This window comes from Mesorhizobium sp. WSM4849 (assembly GCF_055811385.1).
The window spans coordinates 1-16,445 of record NZ_JBVVPW010000060.1 but is presented as its reverse complement, the minus strand read 5'-3'; the positions used below and the strand labels follow the sequence as shown (position 1 = coordinate 16,445).

The window sequence follows — 16,445 nt, the reverse complement described above, 5'->3', positions numbered from 1 at the left end:
CTTCATGGAGCTTCTCACAGAGACATTCCGGCTTTTTGAGAGTGAGAACTGATGAGCCGGGCGCGAATCCATCCTGACCCGATGCAATCCAGGTTGGCCGGCCCTTTGCCGGCAGATGCACGCAACGCCGGCATGACGCCGGACACGGACCTCATTGCGGCAGCAACGGCTTGGCGACACGATTTCCATCGCCACCCTGAGCTTCTGTTTGACGTCGACCGCACCGCAGCACGCATTGCCGATCTCCTCCGCAGCTTCGGGTGCGACGAGGTCGCGACCGGCATCGGTCGAAGCGGGATTGTCGCGGTGATCCGCGGCGGAACCGCGCCGGCGAGCCGGACCATCGGCATCCGCGCCGACATGGACGCTTTGCCCATCATTGAAGCGACAGGCCTGCTCTACGCCTCGGCCGTGCATGGACACATGCATGCCTGTGGGCATGACGGGCATATGGCGATCCTGCTTGGCGCCGTGAAGCACCTTGCCGCGACGCGCGCATTTCCGGGTACATTGGTCGCAATCTTCCAGCCTGCAGAGGAGGGCGGTGGCGGCGCGAAGGTAATGGCTGAGGAGGGCCTATTCGAGCGGTTCGGCATCGAAGAGGTCTACGCCCTTCATAACATGCCGGGGATGGAGGTCGGTACCTTTGGCCTGTCGAGCGGCGTCATGCTCGCCGCGTCCGACCGCTTCGACATCCAGATCATCGGTAAGGGCGGACACGCGGCCCGGCCGCACGAAACCACCGACCCGATCATGGTCGCCAACCACGTGCTCAGCGCACTTCAGGCAATCGTCTCCAGGGGCGTCGACCCTATTGACCCGGCCGTGCTCTCCATCACGTCCATCCACGCCGGCGATGCCTACAACGTCATCCCGTCCGAGGTCGTGCTGAAGGGCACTGCCCGCACCTTGTCAGACGCCAACCGCGACAAGATCGAAAGCCGCGTCCAGGCCATAGCTACCTCCGTCGCCAAGACGTTTGGAGCTGAGGCCGAAATCGAGTATCGCCGTGGCTACCCGCCGACCGTCAATCATCCGGTCCAGGCTGGCATTCTGGGGAACGCTGCCGCACGCGTTGCTGGCCTTTCCGCGGTGCAGCGCGAGATCGCGCCCATAATGGCCTCGGAGGATTTTTCCTACATGCTGCAGGCCCGGCCTGGCGCCTTCATCTTCATGGGCAACGGCAAGACTGCCCCCCTCCATCATCCAGAATACGATTTCAATGATGTCGCCCTACCGATGGGCATCGCATTGTGGGTCGATCTGGTGACCAGAGAACGGAACTAGCCTGCGGCACGAAGTGCCCTGCTTCCATACCTCGAATCGAGTGCGACAGCCAGTCGGGGCGATAAACCCGCGCGGGGAGCGGCGCGGGTACGATTGCGGACCACTCTCGCGGCCATGCCGGGCGAATGCGCTGGGCCATCCTTGCGGTGCGATTGAGCCTGCGACCATTAGGTTATGAGACCGACTGAGCCCCTGCCCGAGGCGGCTCATTTCCGCTCGTTTCTTGCATTTGCATGGTGTTTGGTGGAGGACACGACGCGCGGCTGACATTCGGCCGCACCCACCTCGGTGCCGGACAGATCGATGATCGCCGATCACGGCCGCGTCCTGGCAACGGGCATTGCGCGGCTGCGCTCCAAGATCAAATACGCGGCCCGTCGTGTTCGAACTGATGCCGCCGGTCTTCACGCTTTTGCAGCTGCAGCGAACCGTGGAGGCACTCGCCGGCAGGCTCATCCACAAGCCGAAAGTTTCGCCGGCTCATCGAGCAGCAGGAGCTGGTCGAGGAGACCGGGGAGACGACCGCGGAAACCGGCGGCCGGCCGGCGAAGCTCTACCGCTTCCGCCACGCCGTTCTCGACGAGAGATCTGTGGCCGGAACAAGATTGCCGCTCTCGCGGGCTTGACCGCTTATATTCACCACATGAATATACGCTTATATTCATGTAGAGTATAATTAGCGCTCCTGGACAAAGGGCATCCATAGTTTGATTGCGGCGATAGCGACGAAGCCGAGATAGAATTCCTTGGTTTTGTCATAGCGAGTAGCGACACGCCGCCAGTTTTTGAGCTTGTTGAAGAGCCACTCGATCTGATTGCGCCATTTGTAGTGTCGTGCGCAGCGGGCTCGCGGCGATTGCTGTTTGCCGGGATGACAGCCTCGATGTCGGCGTCGGCGATCTCCTCGCGAATGGCATCCGCATCGTATCCCTCGTCGGCAAGGAAAGCCTCGATGCGGTCGGTGATCTTCCGGAACAAAGGCGCAAAGCCTTGCGTGTCATGGGTCTGTCCAGGCGTCAGGACGAAGCCGAGCGGCCGGCCTTTCGCATCACAGCGCGCATGGAGCTTGGTGGTGAAGCCGCCACGCGATCGGCCAAGCGCCTCGATCGTCTGAGTCCCTTTTTTATGCCGACTGCACAATGGTGTGCCCGGATGACGGTGCTGTCGATCATGTCCGCGCTTCGATCCCGCTCGACCAATTCGGCCAGCGTTTCAAGCATCGCTTCGAACACGCCGGTCTCAACGCATCGCCGATATCGCCGGAAGACGGAGTTCCACTTGCCATACTCGTCCGGCAGACGTCGCCATTGTGCGCCCGTGCGCGCCATCCACATCATGCCTTCGAAGTAACGTCGATTGTCTTGAGCCGGACGGCAGCCGCGCCCTCGTCAGCAGGAAGAAACGCGCGGATCAGCGCCCATTCCTCATCCGTTAGACCAATCCGTTCGCCCAAGGCTACCTCCAAATGGAAGCCTAGAATCAAAACAGATTCCTCAGTCAACCTTTGTCCACGAGCGCTAGGCTCGCGGGAAGTGAATCGGGTAAGGACATGACGGAACACTGTATGGCATCTGCCGATCGCGCAAACCCACCACTTGTCCGCCAGTGCAGGCGTTTTGAGCTTCGTCGGCGGCGCGGGTGATTTTGACACAGCGGGTCGGATTCGTAGTCCATGCGCTATTCCGGTTTCACTCTAATCGCTCAAGCTTTGAAGGGCACGCGATGGTCAGCCAGCGCGGAATGCTAAACCTCTTCCATTCTGACACCCAGGGTGACGCCGTCGCAAGACATGGCAACGCGATGCGGCTGCTGGCGTCGATGCCGAGCTCCTCACGTTCTAGCAGGTACGTGCAACGCTACCCTTCCTCGACTACGAGAAAGGTTTTCCCCATTCCGGGTGGCTTGCTGCAGAGGCGTGCCGGCACCGCGCGCCAAGGTCGTCCCGCGCAGCTTCAGCAAGAGCCTGACGGAGTGGATTGCCGACGCTCAGCAGGCCACGCGGCAGATCACTCTGCGTGTTTTGTCCCTCGTTAGACGCCGTATTCTAACTGGTTTCGGCAAGACTCACGGTTTTTTTGAGATTTTTTGCTCCTTAGCACAATGTTGCGACTTCGAGGAAAGCAAAGCCAATTGATTGCCTCGTGCAATCGTCGTTCACAAAAATAGGAGAGCCTGTAATGCCCGCATTCAGTCAATAAGGATATCGCGAACGCACGACTCGACTGCGCCAGCTGATGGCGGAGCATGGCATTGACGCACTGCTTGTCTTGAATGAATCAAATATGAAAAGGATCATGCTGCCTTGGGCAAAAGTTTAGGGATGTTCATCGATGCTGATGGGATGGTTTCCGCGCTGAAGGCGATAAAATCACCTGCTGAGCTCACCTACATGGAGCAGGCGGGAAAGATCGTGGATAGGGCTTTACAGGTGGGTCGGCTTCAGATCGCTGTTGGCGGGCGCGAATGCGACATAGCGGCTGCCGTAATGCATGCGTTGTGCAGTGGCACGCCGGACTTCCCGAGGAGTCCTGGCTTTGCTCCGAGTATGCCAGTTGGTTCTCCCGCCAACGCGCCGCATATCCCGTGGACCGAGGAGCGCTACAAGACGGGCTGCCAGATCAATTTCGAGCTGGGCCTACGGCCACCGTTATGCCTGCGCCTTGTCACGAACGGTCTTCTTGGGCGAGCCAACCGCTCGGGCGCGGCACGTGCACCAAGGTGCCTTGACCGGTTCCTCGCTGCTTTGAAGCTATACGGCCTGGAGTGAAGTGCAGCGATGTGGAGCGAGCATTTCGACGCGAATTTGGACCTCGGGGCGTGCGATACTCGATGGGCATCGATTGGATGGACGGCGGCCCGAGCTTCCATGAGGGAGATGAGACCGTGATTCAGGCCAGCATGACCTTCCACCTCCTCATTGGTGTCTGGGAAAAGACCGATGGTTATATCTTCAGTGAGACGGTTCGCGTGACCGATAATGGCGCGAAGTCGCTGAGCAATATGTCACGTGACCTGCTGGTAAATTGCTGACTTTTTAGGATGGCGATTCCGGCGTAGCGCCAATACGCCGGCACGCAGCACCACCAGCCTGTGCTAGTTTTTGTGACTCTAACACTTGTTTCGCACCGGTGACCTTTTCGAGAATTTCGCCTGCAGACTTGGCGCGCGGCAACATTCGGCTGATTCCGAAGCATCGCCGGCGTTCTGTTCCGAAGACCGTTGTGCGGATTGGTCTCCTATTGATGCGTTGGTGCGGCGGTGGTTCCCTTCGGACAGGCGCCAGCCATCTCAAAACACGATGGCACCGTCCGGGACATTATATTGGCGAACTCAACGCCAAGTGGCACATACTTGGCGGGTAACGGATCGAACTGCATCCGCCCGTCAACGCCGTCCGAAAAATCGAGCCAAGTGAAATGCAGATCAAAGACGTTCTCCTCGCGCCTGGTAGTGGCGCATTTTTCTATGACGACCAAGCTGCTATTAGGGTCGGCGCAGTGCAGGACGGCTTCATCTATGTCGGCGAACCGATAACGCCTGGATTCACGTCGCTTCGCGTTCCGGCATCTTCGCTTAGTGTCGGGCTTGTCCTCACCGACGACACCGTTGTTTGGGGCGACATGATGAACGTCCAGTACTCTGGTGCCGGTGGACGCGATCCTCTGTTCGACACCAATCAAATCTCAGATTTAACGTCACGCGTTGTCGTACCGCGGCTTCTTGACGTCGATGCCTCTCATTTTCGTGATTCTTGCACGAAGGTTTTTCAGTCCGTCGAACATCAGCGGCTGCCTCTGGCTGTTGAGTATGGCGTCAGCCAGGCTCTCCTTCGTGCGGCCGCCCATCTTCACCGCACGACGATGGCGGAGATCGTATGCGGTGAATTTAACCTACCGCTGCCAACGCTCAGAGTCCCGATCTACTGCCAGAGCGGCGATGCTCGCGAAATCAACGTCGACAAGATGATCCTGAAAGCGGTTGATGTGCTTCCCCACGGTCTGATCAACTCACGGCAGAAATTCGGCCAAGGCGGCCAGACTTTCCTTGATTTCGTCAAGTGGGTTGCAACGCGCACACACGAACTCGGCCGCCCGGGGTATCATCCGGTTCTTCATTTCGATGTGTACGGCTGGATCGGCCAGGAAATCGGCCTGGAGCCGCAAAGCATTGCCGATTTTATCTGCAAGGTTGCAGATATCGTCCCGGATTTCTTGCTCAACATCGAGTCCCCGGGGGATTTTGGTTCGACACAAGCTCAAATTGACAACTACGCCAAGATCATATCGATTTTGGACAACCGGGGTTCCAGCGCACGCATTGTCGTGGATGAGAGATGCAATACGCTCGAGGATGTTCGGCTCTTTGCAGAAGCCAAAGCGGCGCATCTGGTCCAAATCAAGACGCCCGATGTCGGCTCAATTGCCGATACGGCGCGCGCCGTTCTCATCTGCAAGGAGAATGGGGTAGGGGCATATGTTGGAGGAAGCTGTACCGAGACAGATCTCTCCGCCCAGGCTTCTGTCCACGTATCGGTGGCAACCCAGGCCGACATGATGCTTGCGAAGCCCGGAATGGGTGTCGACGAGGCATATTCCATCGTCGGGAACGAGCAGAACCGATTGCTGGCGATGCTGAACCGCCGTCGAGTTCGAGCCAAAAACGTTGGATGAGAGGCGCGGTGTCGCATGCAGAACTCTCTTGAGGGGATCACTGTCGTAGCCGTGGAGCAGGCCGTGGCCGCGCCTTACGCGTCGTCTAGGCTCGCGGATGCCGGTGCCCGGGTGATCAAGATCGAACGGCCCGAAGGGGACTTTGCCCGAAGCTACGACAAGTTGGTCCGAGGGCAGAGTGCTTACTTCGTCTGGCTTAATCGGGGTAAGGAATCGGTGTGTCTGGACCTGAGGTCGGAGGCGGACCGCGAGGTCCTCGACACGCTCGTTGCCGCTGCTGACGTTTTTATCCAGAATCTGAAGCCGGGCAGCATCGAAAAACTAGGTTTCGGGTCTGCTGACCTGCGTCGCCGATTTCCGCGCCTGATAACCTGTGACATCTCCGGTTTTGGTGACAAAGGGCCTTATTCACATTTGAAGGCCTATGATCTCATCGTCCAGGCCGAAACAGGTCTATGTGCGATCACCGGCAACCAACAAGGGCCCGCGCGTGTCGGGGTCTCGGTCTGTGACATCTCAGCGGGCATGACAGCGCACAGCGCCATTCTTCAGGCGATGTATCACCGCGAGGTCACCGGCGAAGGGACCAGCATTCAAGTGTCACTGTTCGATGCTGTCGCTGACTGGATGAATGTTCCGGTTCTGCAAAACGACTATAGCGACTACCACACGGAACGCGCCGGTGTGAAACACCCGTCACTGGCGCCATATGGCGCCTATCGTTGTGCCGACGGCAAGGACGTCATCTTTTCGGTTCAGAACGACCGCGAATGGGTGAATTTTTGCGAGAAGTTCCTCAAGCAGCCGGAACTTACACGCGCAGTTGGTTTTGCCGATAATATGGAGCGCCTCAGTCACCGTGCGCAACTTGATAAGATCATTGAACGGCGGTTCTCTGAACTATCCTGCCAGGGAGCAATGCAGGAGCTTGAGGCGGCCGGCCTGGCATATGGCCGACTGAGTGAAGTGGCGGATGTTTCAAAACATCCACATGTCCGCAGAGTTGAGATTGGCACGCCTGAAGGAAGCGTGGAGACGATCGCGCCGGCGGCAATTTTCAACTATGAGCAGCCCTCGCTACGCCCAGTTCCGGCTCTTGGCGCTCATACCCAGGCTGTCCGCGAGGAGGTCCTGGGGCTTCTCCGCGAAAGAGCCGCATCAGCGTGAGAGCGCGTCCCGAGGTGAGTGCGCAGGCGATTTCCAAAGAGCCTGTGTCCCTGCTTTCATCTCGGCGTATCGGCCGCCAAGAGCACTCACTGGCACCGCCCTCGCTCAAACCGGGCGCAGAGGGGACTTCATGATCAAGGACACCTCGGCGGCCATTGGAAGCAAGATATCTGTACCGCGCTGGAGATCCCTGCTCTTCGTTCCCGCTCACGTTCCGCGATATGTGGAGACGGCGCGCAAGCGGGGTGCAGATGGCGTCATTCTCGACTTGGAGGATTCCGTCCCTCAGGATCAGAAGGGTGAGGCACGGCGACAACTTTCTAAATCCGTGGCAAAGGTCGCGGGCGAGCGCACCTCTGTTTTGGTCCGCGTGAATCGTGGTTTCCGCGCGCTGGCAGCCGATCTCGATGCAGCCGTCATGGCAGGCGTCGATGCGCTTGTTCTTCCGAAGACGGATTCGGCGGAGTGGGTTCTAGAGATCGCGAATGCCGTTTCAGAACTTGAACGGGAAAGAAATCTTCCGCTGGGACGCATCCGGTTCCTTGCCCAGATCGAGACCCCGGGCGCCTTGCAAAGGCTCGCGGCCATTGCGGTGGCGCATCCCAGGATGGTCGCAATGGCGCTCGGTCCCGAAGACTTCAGTGCCGCTGTCGGCGGCTCCCCTGAGTTGGACCTTCTGTTGGCTCCAAACCTTTCTGTTTTGTTTGCCGCCCGTGCGGCCGGCTTGCTCCCGCTGGGCTTCGTCGGGAGCATCGGCGAGTTCTCCGATAGTGATAAACTTCGTGAAGCCGCGACGCGTGCGCGGCGGCTTGGCTTTGTTGGAGCCTTGGCGATCCATCCAACACAAGTGGCCATATTCAATGAGGCTTTCTCGCCAAGCACACAAGAACTCGAATGGGCCCGTCGCGTCCTCGCGAGGGAAAACGATGCCGCGGCGCATGGCAGAGGTGCTTTCGCCTTGGACGGAAAGATGGTCGATGCACCGGTCATTCGAAGGGCTCGCGAAATCATCGCCTTGGATCCGCAAGCCGAGCTGGACGTTTGAGACCTTCGCCAACTGATGAGACCGGACGAGACATCTCAAGAAAGCCACGGCCCTCCAATTGCCTCGCCCGAGGCTCTCTGCAGCGTGGCATAATAATTGCTGTCGCGCCATCGCATTTCGAGATAGATTACACAAATTGGAGTTGGCCCTCGGAAGAGCACCCGTGGATATCAGGCAGTTAAAATACTTTGTCGGCGTAGTGGAAGCTGGCAGTTTTACGAAGGCCGCTGCGCTCCTTCACGTCGCTCAGAGCGCTCTAAGCCTGCATGTGCGTCAACTAGAGGAAGGATTCGGCACCCAGCTGCTGGTTCGCGATAGGACCGGCGTCAGCGTCACGGCGTCCGGAGACAAGCTGCTTGAGCGCGCGCGGATCATCCTGAAGGAAATTCAGCTCACTGAGGCGGAATTGACCAACACAGCCGCTTCCCCTGCCGGGGAGGTGACCATTGGCATTCCGTCCGGAGCCGCTCGCGTGCTGAGCGGCCCCCTGCTTGAATCAGTGAGAGCCGAACTGCCGAGGGTCTCACTAAAGATGATCGAAGGTATGACGGGGCCGCTGGAGGAGTGGATGGCTGCTGGCCGCTTCAATCTGGCAGTTCTCTACCGCACGGCGGATAGTGTGGCACGAATGACAATCTTGGCGCGCGAAGAGCTCTGTCTCGTGGTGCCGTCAGGTGAACCGCCTTTCGAAGATTCGATATCTCTGGCGGATCTACACGCGTTCCCGCTGGCGGTTCCCATGCGCAATAACAATGTCAGACGTTCGGTGGCTGACGTCGTCGCACAACACGGTTGCGCGCTGGACGTCAAGTTTGAAGTGGACTCGCTCTCAACGATCATCAGCATGGTTATAGAAGGAAAAGCCCATTCTATTCTCGCCCCCTCGGCCGTTCAAAAAGAAGCCTCTCAAGGGCTGGTTAGGACGGTCAAAATCGTCGATCCGGTGATCACCCGTTCCGTCGTGCTTGCCGTAAATCCGAAAGATGAGCGTTCTGCGGCCGTCTCCGCGGTCCGCAAGCTCATCCCCAAGGTCGCCAGAGAATTAATTGAGAGTCGGGCCTGGGCAGCCGCGGCACCTGACGCGGCCTGAAGGCTATGTCTTCTTGCGGCCATCAGGATCAGATCGATCTGGATTCCAGATGGATTTCGGCAGTATTCGATATTTGACCTGCCGCGACACTCGCGATGAAATTGGCTCAAGCGAGTTCAGCGGTTCGGTGTCGAATGGCGCTCGTATGGCAAAAATTCACATCAGTGGAGCACGCGATGTCAGACGCCAGGAGCCACGAGCTCTTCATCAACGGCAAATGGCGGGCCGGTGGTAGCAGAGCCACATTGCCGGTAATTAATCCGGCAACGGAGAAGGTATTTGCCTCGGTGGCCTCGGCGACGGTGTCGGATCTGGATGAGACCCTCGCTTCGGCAGAACGCAGCCGCAAGGCTTGGTCTTCACGGCCTGCAAAAGAACGTGCCGAAATCCTGGTAGCAGCCGCAAGAATCTTGGCAACGAAGATTGAAGCGGCAGCCAGGGAGCTGTCGGCCGAACAGGGAAAAACGATTGCCGAAGCGACAGGTGAGTACGCACGCGCCGTCGAAACGCTGGAGTGGAACGGCAGGCATGCCGAAGAGCTGTCGGCCTCGATTCCGATGGCCCCGAACCGGATGATCGTCCCGGAGCCGCTCGGTGTCGTTGCTGCGTTTACGCCCTGGAACTATCCGGCCGTTCTCATCGCCCGCAAGCTTGCCCCCGCGCTGGCGGCAGGCTGCCCGGTGATCCTCAAAGGGGCTGAAGAGACACCGAGCGTGGCTGTCCATATCGTTGAATCATTGCGCCAAGCAGGCGTTCCGGACGGCGTGGTCAATCTGGTCTTCGGTGTGCCGGTGCATATATCGCGGCATTTGCTCAGTTCGCCAATCGTGAAGGTCTTGACTTTCACCGGTTCAACCGCTGTTGGAAAACAGCTGGCCACGCTTGCCGCGAATAACTTGCAGCGTTGCATCCTCGAACTCGGTGGACACTCGCCGGTTATTGTGTGTGAGGATGCCGACTTGGCAAAGACCATCCCGGCTATTTCGGAATACAAGTTCGAGTGCGCGGGGCAGAGCTGCAATGCGCCGAGCAGGATTCTTGTCGCTCGGTCTCTCTATGAGGAATTCTTGTCCCGGATGACGGATGCGGCTCGCAAGATCAAGATCGGGCTACCAGACGACCCTGCAACGGAAATGGGGCCGATGGCGAACGCACGGCGGATTGAGGCCATGGAACGCCTGACCAAAGACGCGGTCGAACGCGGCGCTCGCATCGAGACCGGTGGCGCCCGCCTTGTCCGACCCGGCTTTTACTGGCCGCCAACCATCCTGACGGGCGTACCGAAGGAAGCGAGAGTGCTTCATGAAGAGCCGTTCGGGCCGATCCTCACGGTGGCGCCGTTCGACACGCTCGAGGAGGCGATCGAGGAAGCCAACGCCACTGAGTATGGCTTGGCCGCTTACTTCTTCACGGGCGCTGCCGATGCGCAACAGAAGCTTATCAACGGTCTTTTGGCGGGCGCTGTCAGTGTGAATTACCTGAAAGGGGTTTCCGCGGACGCGCCCTATGGAGGCATCAAGCAAAGCGGCTATGGATACGAGGGCGGCGAGCAGGGGGTGCGAAGCTTTCAAAGCCTCAAGATGGTGAATGGCCTCGGATCATTTGGATGAGTTTTCGTGAATAGAAGAACACGGACCATCGCCGGCAAGGATATCACAAGGAGCGTTGCCGACGCCCTTCAGTACATCTCGTACTACCATCCTCCAGATTACATCCGGTCTCTTTCGCAGGCCTACGCGCGCGAACAGAGTCCAGCGGCGAAGAATGCAATAGGGCAGATTCTGCTGAACTCCCGCATGGCGGCCTTCGGCCGGCGGCCGATCTGCCAGGACACCGGCCTTGTGGTGGTCTTCGCGAAGGTCGGCATGGACACCCGCATCAAATCAACGATCAGTTTCGCAGACCTCGTGAATGAGGGCGTCCGTCAGGCATATCTCGACCTGGACAATCCCCTTCGGGCCTCGATCGTTGCCGATCCGCTCGCCGGACGGGTCAATACTCGTGACAACACGCCGGCGGTCGTCCACGTTGACCTCGTGCGGGGCAATCAAATTGAAATCACCATTGCCGCAAAGGGTGGCGGGTCAGAGAACAAGGCACGTTTTACTACCTTGAACCCCAGCGCCTCCGTTGCCGATTGGGTGGTTGACACAGTCGCGACGCTTGGCAGTGGGTGGTGTCCACCCGGCCTGATCTCGATTGGCATCGGTGGCAGCGCGGAAAAGGCGATGCTGCTGGCCAAGGAGGCCATGAACGAGCCCATCGACATGTCGGAATTGATCGCGAGGGGGCCATCAACTGCGGAAGAAGGACTACGGGTCGAGCTTTATGAACGGATTAACGCGCTGGGGATCGGCGCGCAGGGCCTTGGTGGCCTGACGACAGTCGTCGACGTCAAGGTTGCGACCTATCCTACTCATGCCGCGTCCAAGCCCGTGGCGCTCATTCCGCAATGCGCCGCCAACCGGCACCTGAAGTTTACCTTGGATGGCTCTGGACCAATCAGGCTGGAGCCGCCCGATTTGCGCGAATGGCCCGAAATTGGAACCGACGAATTGAGTCCAGCCGGCGTACGAAAAGTGAACCTCGATGCGCTGACCAAGCAACAGACGGCGTCGTGGCGTTGCGGGGAAACGCTCCTTTTGTCCGGAAAAATGCTAACGGGCCGTGACGCCGCCCACAAGCGAATGGTCGAGTTGATCGACGCCGGCAAGCCGCTTCCGTTCGATCTGCAGGGGCGCGTAATCTACTACGTTGGACCCGTCCGCGCCGTGAGAGATGAGGTCGTCGGACCGGCTGGCCCAACAACCTCCAGCCGCTTGGACGATTTTACGGACAAGGTGCTCGCGGAAACCGGGCTTTTCGCGATGGTGGGCAAAGCGGAGAGAGGACGGGCGGCCATCGAGTCGATCGTAAGATACAAAACGCCATATCTCATCGCAGTAGGGGGGGCTGCCTACCTGATATCGAAATCGATCAAATCAGCGCGGCTCATTGCCTTCGACGACCTGGGCATGGAAGCAGTCTATGAATTCGAGGTGCAGGATATGCCTGTCATCATGGCTGTCGATATTGAGGGAAACTCCATTCACAATTCCGGGCCTCTTGAGTGGCGCAAGCGCATGGCTGCGGATGGCATCGCACGCAACATCGGCGTTTGAGCCTTCCGACCAAGCTCGGTTGGGCGGCGTCAATTCCATTGTCGATAACGGCTTTAGAGCAGAAGGTCATGAAGTCGAAACCCAATCCTGCGCTCCTGGACGCTTGGGACTTCCGGATTCTCTCCGAGATTCAGTCAGACGGCCGGATTTCAAAAAGCGAGCTTGCAAAACGCGTTCATCTTTCGGCGTCGGCCTGCTCGGAGCGGCTCCGTGCACTCAAGGTCGCAGGGATTATTGAGGGGTTCTACGCGCGGCTGAGTCCGGCCCTCATCGGTGGCATGGTCTTTGTCATGGTGGAGGTCGTGCTGGAACGTCATCGCCTCGAGGACCAAAGACACTTCGAGACTGCGATCGGAGAATTTCCGGAAATCCTGGATTGCTGGGCTATCGGCGGGCGGATCGATTATCTGATGCGCGTCGCATCTCCTTCTATGGCTGCGTATCAGGATTTCATGGAGGGACTGCTGCAGGCAGGCTTGGGGATTGATCAATATTACAGTCTTGTCGTGACCAAACCAATCAAGTCCAATTCACCAATCCCCTTGTCCGCACTAAGGCGACGGTAAACGCCGACGCCTTCGTTTCCACGGCTTTTGGTCCCGATTCCGCGAATTCGTCGGCGAAGGACGTGCATTCCCGCGAAACTGGAGAGGCGTTTGCGGTATGGTAATTGCTAAGGAGGCGGCCGGCCGAGTGCCCTCCGCCAATCCATCGCGAGGAGAGGACTATGCGGTTGAGCAATCTGGGAACCGAGCAACTCAGAGAGAAGGATCGAAGCTTCGTCTTTCATCCGTCTACGCATCTGGCCAAGCACAGCCGAAGCGAGACCCCAAATCGGATCATGGCCGGTGCGGAAGGCGTGTACATCTGGGATACCGAAGGCCGAAAGAGCCTCGACGGTTTCGGTGGGCTCTACTGCGTCAACATGGGATATGGCTGCACGGAAATTGCCGAGGCCATTGCCAGGCAAGCACACGAATTGCCGTTTGCCCATGTCTATGCAAGTCAAGGAACAGAGCCAGTCGCCCTCTTGGCAGAGGCCGTGGTCGAGTATTTTGGTCAGAACATGCGAAGGGTCTTTTTCGGCCTTTCCGGCTCCGACGCCAACGAAACCAACATCAAGCTGGTCTGGTACTACAACAACATTCTGGGCCGCCCCGAAAAGAAGAAGATCATATCGCGTCATCGCGGCTATCATGGGTCTGGGCTGGTCACCGGGAGCCTGACAGGCCTTGCCTTCTTCCATAATTTCTTCGACCTGCCGCTCGATTTGGTGCGCCATACCACGACGCCGCACCACTATCGCCAAGCGCATGACGGCGAAAGTGAGCAAGCGTTCTCGAAACGCTGCGCGGACGAACTTGAAGCCCTCATCCTCGCTGAAGGCCCGGAGACCGTTGCAGCTTTTATCGGAGAGCCGGTGCTTGGGACAGGCGGTATCGTTCCGCCCCCAAAAGGATATTGGGCCGCTATCCAAGGCGTGCTCGACAAGTACGATATCCTTCTGATCGCCGACGAAGTGGTCTGCGGGTTTGGACGAACCGGCGAGAAATTCGGTTCCCACCTCTACGGCATGCGGCCGGATTTCGTGACCATCGCCAAGGGTTTGAGTTCCGCCTACTTGCCCATCTCCGGGTCAATCATTGGCGACCGCGTCTGGTCGGTCTTGGAACAAGGAACAGAAAAGCACGGCGCCCTCGGCCATGGCTGGACATATTCGGGTCACACGCTTTGCGCTGCGGCCGCGCTCGCCAATATTCGACTCCTAAAGGAAAAAAATATCCTGGAGCATGTCCGCGATGTCGGACCGTATTGGCATGCCCGCATGAATGCCGAACTGGCGGGACACTCCATCGTCGGCGAGGTTCGTGGTGTCGGAATCCTCTCCGCCGTAGAGCTGATGCGAGATCCAAAACAAAGGATACCGTTTGAATCCGATCTGCAGGTCGGCGTTCGCGCCGCCGCTGCTTTGTTCGAGAACGGTGTCATCGGCCGCGCTATGCCGCACGGCGATATCCTCGGCTTTGCCCCGCCTTTGATCATCACCCGCAAGGAGATCGACATAATCGTCGACGCAACCGCTAAATCTGTCGAGACAACCTATCGCGCGCTGAAGGCCGAGGGTGCGGTATGAACAGCGCCCACGCAAGCGAGCCCCAGATTCGACGACGTCCCGGTAACCAACGTGGTGTTCCCCTGGGGTGAACTTTCCCACGGACCAGACGCTTTGACGTCATGCTGTCGTTAGGACTGGTCGTCCATTGGTGCCCATTGGTGAAAACGGGTTAACAGCGCATTTCGCGCCGAGCCGACCGAAACTGCTAAATTTCAAGCCGTCAGATTCTAAGCATGCTTCGGATGACTTCGATCGCAAGCGGTAACCAAATCACTTCTGCCGCCGCTGTCCTGTTGCCCAAGACCAGGGCGTTTGTGCGGCGCGCCCTGCCGGTGTACCTCCCCACCGGCAGGGCGCCTTTTTTGACCCGCTGGATCAGGGTGATTGTAGCGCGTCCGCAATCGAGAATTCGAGAGGGAGGCCATCTGTATATCCGGATGGCACATCGAGCTTCGATATTTTTATTGCACCATGGCAATCGCCCACAATTGCAGCGTAGACGCGCGGCTGACGGCAGCCGGCGTGGAGGTCGCACGCAACCCCCTTCACATGATCGAAGGTCCACGGAGTAGTCACCGCAGTGAATTCTCTCCAGCGTCCAATATCTCGGGGGCGAGTCTCCTCGCCGTAGCTGCCAAGAAGCCAGAAAGTCCCAGGTTTTATTGAAAACAAGCCGCAGGAGAAAATGCAGCTCGTCTTCGAAACTTTGCTGGAAGAATTGTCTTTGAGCGTCGATCAGGTAGATTTGCGTGACGCACTGGCTAACGCGGCCGGCGCCTTCGACATTCGCGCATTCGCTTATCTGTCTCTGGTGCCTGATGGCGTCACAAAGCCCAGGCTGATATCGAACTATCATTCCGGCTGGACGTCGCACTACTTGCGCCACCAATATGAAAGGATCGACCCGGTCATAGGATGGGCAAGATACAGCGGATTTCCCTTCCGGTGGGGACCGAGTTTCGGCTATGCCGGCATTTCAAAGCGACAGCAACAGCTTTTCGATGAGGCTGCCGAATTCGGCATCTGCTGCGGACTGACGATTCCACTTCTCAATCGCCGCGGTGGTGTCGCTGCGATGACCTTCGCGGCAGACAGGCTTGATCCGACTTTCCTGCGCATCGCCGAGCAATATGAACAGACGCTCGAGATTATGGCGACGTGCTTTCACATTGGCGTTCGCCGCAAGCTTTCGGGTGGTCTGGCGGTGGACGGCGTTTTGCTGACGCCCCGTGAGTACGAATGCCTGCAATGGACGGCGAAGGGCAAGTCCGCCTGGGAGATCGGCTGCATCCTGGCAATTAAGGAGCGCACGGCCGCTTTCCATCTGGACAATGCGAAGAAGAAGCTCGGCGTGCGCACCAAAAATCAGGCAGTGATGCTGCTGGCCTCCTCACGATCATCAATTTTCTGAGGAACAGAATCCCTCTTTGATCCACCTGTGCAATTGCACAGGCAGTCGCGGCATGAAGGTTCGCCTCCAATGGCAGGGTCATACCTGCGAGGAGACCATCATGATTGAGCTTATTGCGCCCGGCTGGTACGGCGCCTTTGCCGACGAACTTCACGAAATGCACCGCCTGCGCTACCGCGTCTTCAAGGAACGGCTCGACTGGAACGTGCGCACCACCGGCGGCTTCGAGATCGATTCATTCGATTCCCTGGAACCGCACTATCTAGTGTTGCGCGATTCCGCCGGTCGCGTCGGGGGCGGCGTACGCCTTCTGCCCTCGACGGGGCCGACGATGCTGCGAGATGTCTTTTCGAGGCTATTGGAAGGGAGAGCGGCACCCGAGGAACCGAGTGTCTGGGAAAGCAGCCGTTTCGCCCTTGATCAGTTGTGTGCGTCAAGTTCTGCAAAAATGGCGTGGCATTCAGCGGTGACGTTGGCGTGTCCGCCGCGCAGCCCCCG

At 58.5% G+C, this 16,445-nt stretch carries 14 protein-coding genes and 3 pseudogenes; 15 read left to right on the top strand and 2 right to left on the bottom strand.

The genetic code is table 11. From position 1 onward, the window contains the following. Positions 1–132: 132 nt before the first annotated feature. Positions 133–1,287, top strand: coding sequence for a M20 aminoacylase family protein (locus AC0L3L_RS35100; RefSeq protein WP_473641872.1), 1,155 nt, complete (start codon positions 133–135; stop codon positions 1,285–1,287). Positions 1,288–1,587: 300 nt separating this feature from the next. Next, positions 1,588–1,913 (top strand): annotated as a pseudogene (locus tag AC0L3L_RS35095) (NUDIX hydrolase); the annotation flags it as partial. Between the two features lie 10 nt (positions 1,914–1,923). Here the strand turns inward: AC0L3L_RS35095 and AC0L3L_RS35090 are convergent. Further along, positions 1,924–2,427, bottom strand: a complete 504-nt coding sequence (locus tag AC0L3L_RS35090; protein ID WP_473641870.1) for a transposase — start codon at positions 2,425–2,427, stop codon at positions 1,924–1,926. Between the two features lie 137 nt (positions 2,428–2,564). Then, positions 2,565–2,615, bottom strand: a pseudogene (locus AC0L3L_RS35085) (hypothetical protein); the annotation flags it as partial. A gap of 388 nt (positions 2,616–3,003) precedes the next feature. Between AC0L3L_RS35085 and AC0L3L_RS35080 the strand changes: the two are divergent. The 13 genes and pseudogenes from AC0L3L_RS35080 to AC0L3L_RS35020 form a co-directional block, all read left to right on the top strand. Further along, positions 3,004–3,219, top strand: a pseudogene (locus tag AC0L3L_RS35080) (sarcosine oxidase subunit beta); the annotation flags it as partial. 370 nt (positions 3,220–3,589) lie between these two features. Continuing rightward, positions 3,590–4,054, top strand: coding sequence for a hypothetical protein (locus tag AC0L3L_RS35075; RefSeq protein ID WP_473641868.1), 465 nt, complete (start codon positions 3,590–3,592; stop codon positions 4,052–4,054). Continuing rightward, positions 4,051–4,317 carry a M24 family metallopeptidase gene (locus tag AC0L3L_RS35070; RefSeq protein ID WP_473641866.1) on the top strand — a complete coding sequence of 89 codons (267 nt, stop codon included), beginning with the start codon at positions 4,051–4,053 and terminating at the stop codon, positions 4,315–4,317. Before AC0L3L_RS35075 ends, AC0L3L_RS35070 begins: the two co-directional genes overlap by 4 nt. A gap of 386 nt (positions 4,318–4,703) precedes the next feature. Further along, complete coding sequence (locus tag AC0L3L_RS35065; protein WP_473641864.1) at positions 4,704–5,957, top strand: methylaspartate ammonia-lyase; 1,254 nt, start codon at positions 4,704–4,706, stop codon at positions 5,955–5,957. Between the two features lie 15 nt (positions 5,958–5,972). Then, complete coding sequence (locus AC0L3L_RS35060) at positions 5,973–7,124, top strand: CaiB/BaiF CoA transferase family protein (protein ID WP_473641862.1); 1,152 nt, start codon at positions 5,973–5,975, stop codon at positions 7,122–7,124. Between the two features lie 130 nt (positions 7,125–7,254). After that, a complete protein-coding gene (locus AC0L3L_RS35055; RefSeq protein ID WP_473641860.1) occupies positions 7,255–8,169 on the top strand; it encodes an HpcH/HpaI aldolase/citrate lyase family protein in 915 nt (304 codons plus the stop codon). A 163-nt stretch (positions 8,170–8,332) separates the two neighbouring features. Continuing rightward, on the top strand, positions 8,333–9,259 hold the full coding sequence (locus AC0L3L_RS35050) for a LysR family transcriptional regulator (protein ID WP_473641858.1): 927 nt from the start codon (positions 8,333–8,335) through the stop codon (positions 9,257–9,259). Between the two features lie 176 nt (positions 9,260–9,435). Continuing rightward, the gene (locus tag AC0L3L_RS35045; protein ID WP_473641856.1) at positions 9,436–10,869 is read left to right on the top strand and encodes an NAD-dependent succinate-semialdehyde dehydrogenase; all 1,434 of its coding nucleotides are present in this window, start codon (positions 9,436–9,438) and stop codon (positions 10,867–10,869) included. Positions 10,870–10,875: 6 nt separating this feature from the next. Further along, positions 10,876–12,420, top strand: coding sequence for a fumarate hydratase (locus AC0L3L_RS35040; protein WP_473641854.1), 1,545 nt, complete (start codon positions 10,876–10,878; stop codon positions 12,418–12,420). Between the two features lie 68 nt (positions 12,421–12,488). Beyond that, complete coding sequence (locus tag AC0L3L_RS35035; protein WP_473641853.1) at positions 12,489–12,986, top strand: Lrp/AsnC family transcriptional regulator; 498 nt, start codon at positions 12,489–12,491, stop codon at positions 12,984–12,986. Positions 12,987–13,147: 161 nt separating this feature from the next. Beyond that, entirely contained in the window at positions 13,148–14,554 is a 1,407-nt protein-coding gene (locus AC0L3L_RS35030) for an aminotransferase (RefSeq protein ID WP_473641851.1), read from the top strand. Between the two features lie 667 nt (positions 14,555–15,221). Further along, positions 15,222–15,947: a helix-turn-helix transcriptional regulator gene (locus tag AC0L3L_RS35025; protein ID WP_473641850.1), complete on the top strand. Its 726-nt coding sequence runs from the start codon at positions 15,222–15,224 to the stop codon at positions 15,945–15,947. A gap of 100 nt (positions 15,948–16,047) precedes the next feature. Then, the coding region (locus AC0L3L_RS35020; RefSeq protein ID WP_473641848.1) for an acyl-homoserine-lactone synthase at positions 16,048–16,445 on the top strand (398 nt) is incomplete at its 3' end.

Coding starts and splice junctions, on each gene's coding strand:
- AC0L3L_RS35100 (WP_473641872.1), top strand. CDS start 133: ATGACGCCGGACACGGACCTCATTGCGGCAGCAACGGCTTGGCGACAC.
- AC0L3L_RS35065 (WP_473641864.1), top strand. CDS start 4,704: ATGCAGATCAAAGACGTTCTCCTCGCGCCTGGTAGTGGCGCATTTTTC.
- AC0L3L_RS35060 (WP_473641862.1), top strand. CDS start 5,973: ATGCAGAACTCTCTTGAGGGGATCACTGTCGTAGCCGTGGAGCAGGCC.
- AC0L3L_RS35055 (WP_473641860.1), top strand. CDS start 7,255: ATGATCAAGGACACCTCGGCGGCCATTGGAAGCAAGATATCTGTACCG.
- AC0L3L_RS35045 (WP_473641856.1), top strand. CDS start 9,436: ATGTCAGACGCCAGGAGCCACGAGCTCTTCATCAACGGCAAATGGCGG.
- AC0L3L_RS35035 (WP_473641853.1), top strand. CDS start 12,489: ATGAAGTCGAAACCCAATCCTGCGCTCCTGGACGCTTGGGACTTCCGG.
- AC0L3L_RS35030 (WP_473641851.1), top strand. CDS start 13,148: ATGCGGTTGAGCAATCTGGGAACCGAGCAACTCAGAGAGAAGGATCGA.
- AC0L3L_RS35025 (WP_473641850.1), top strand. CDS start 15,222: ATGCAGCTCGTCTTCGAAACTTTGCTGGAAGAATTGTCTTTGAGCGTC.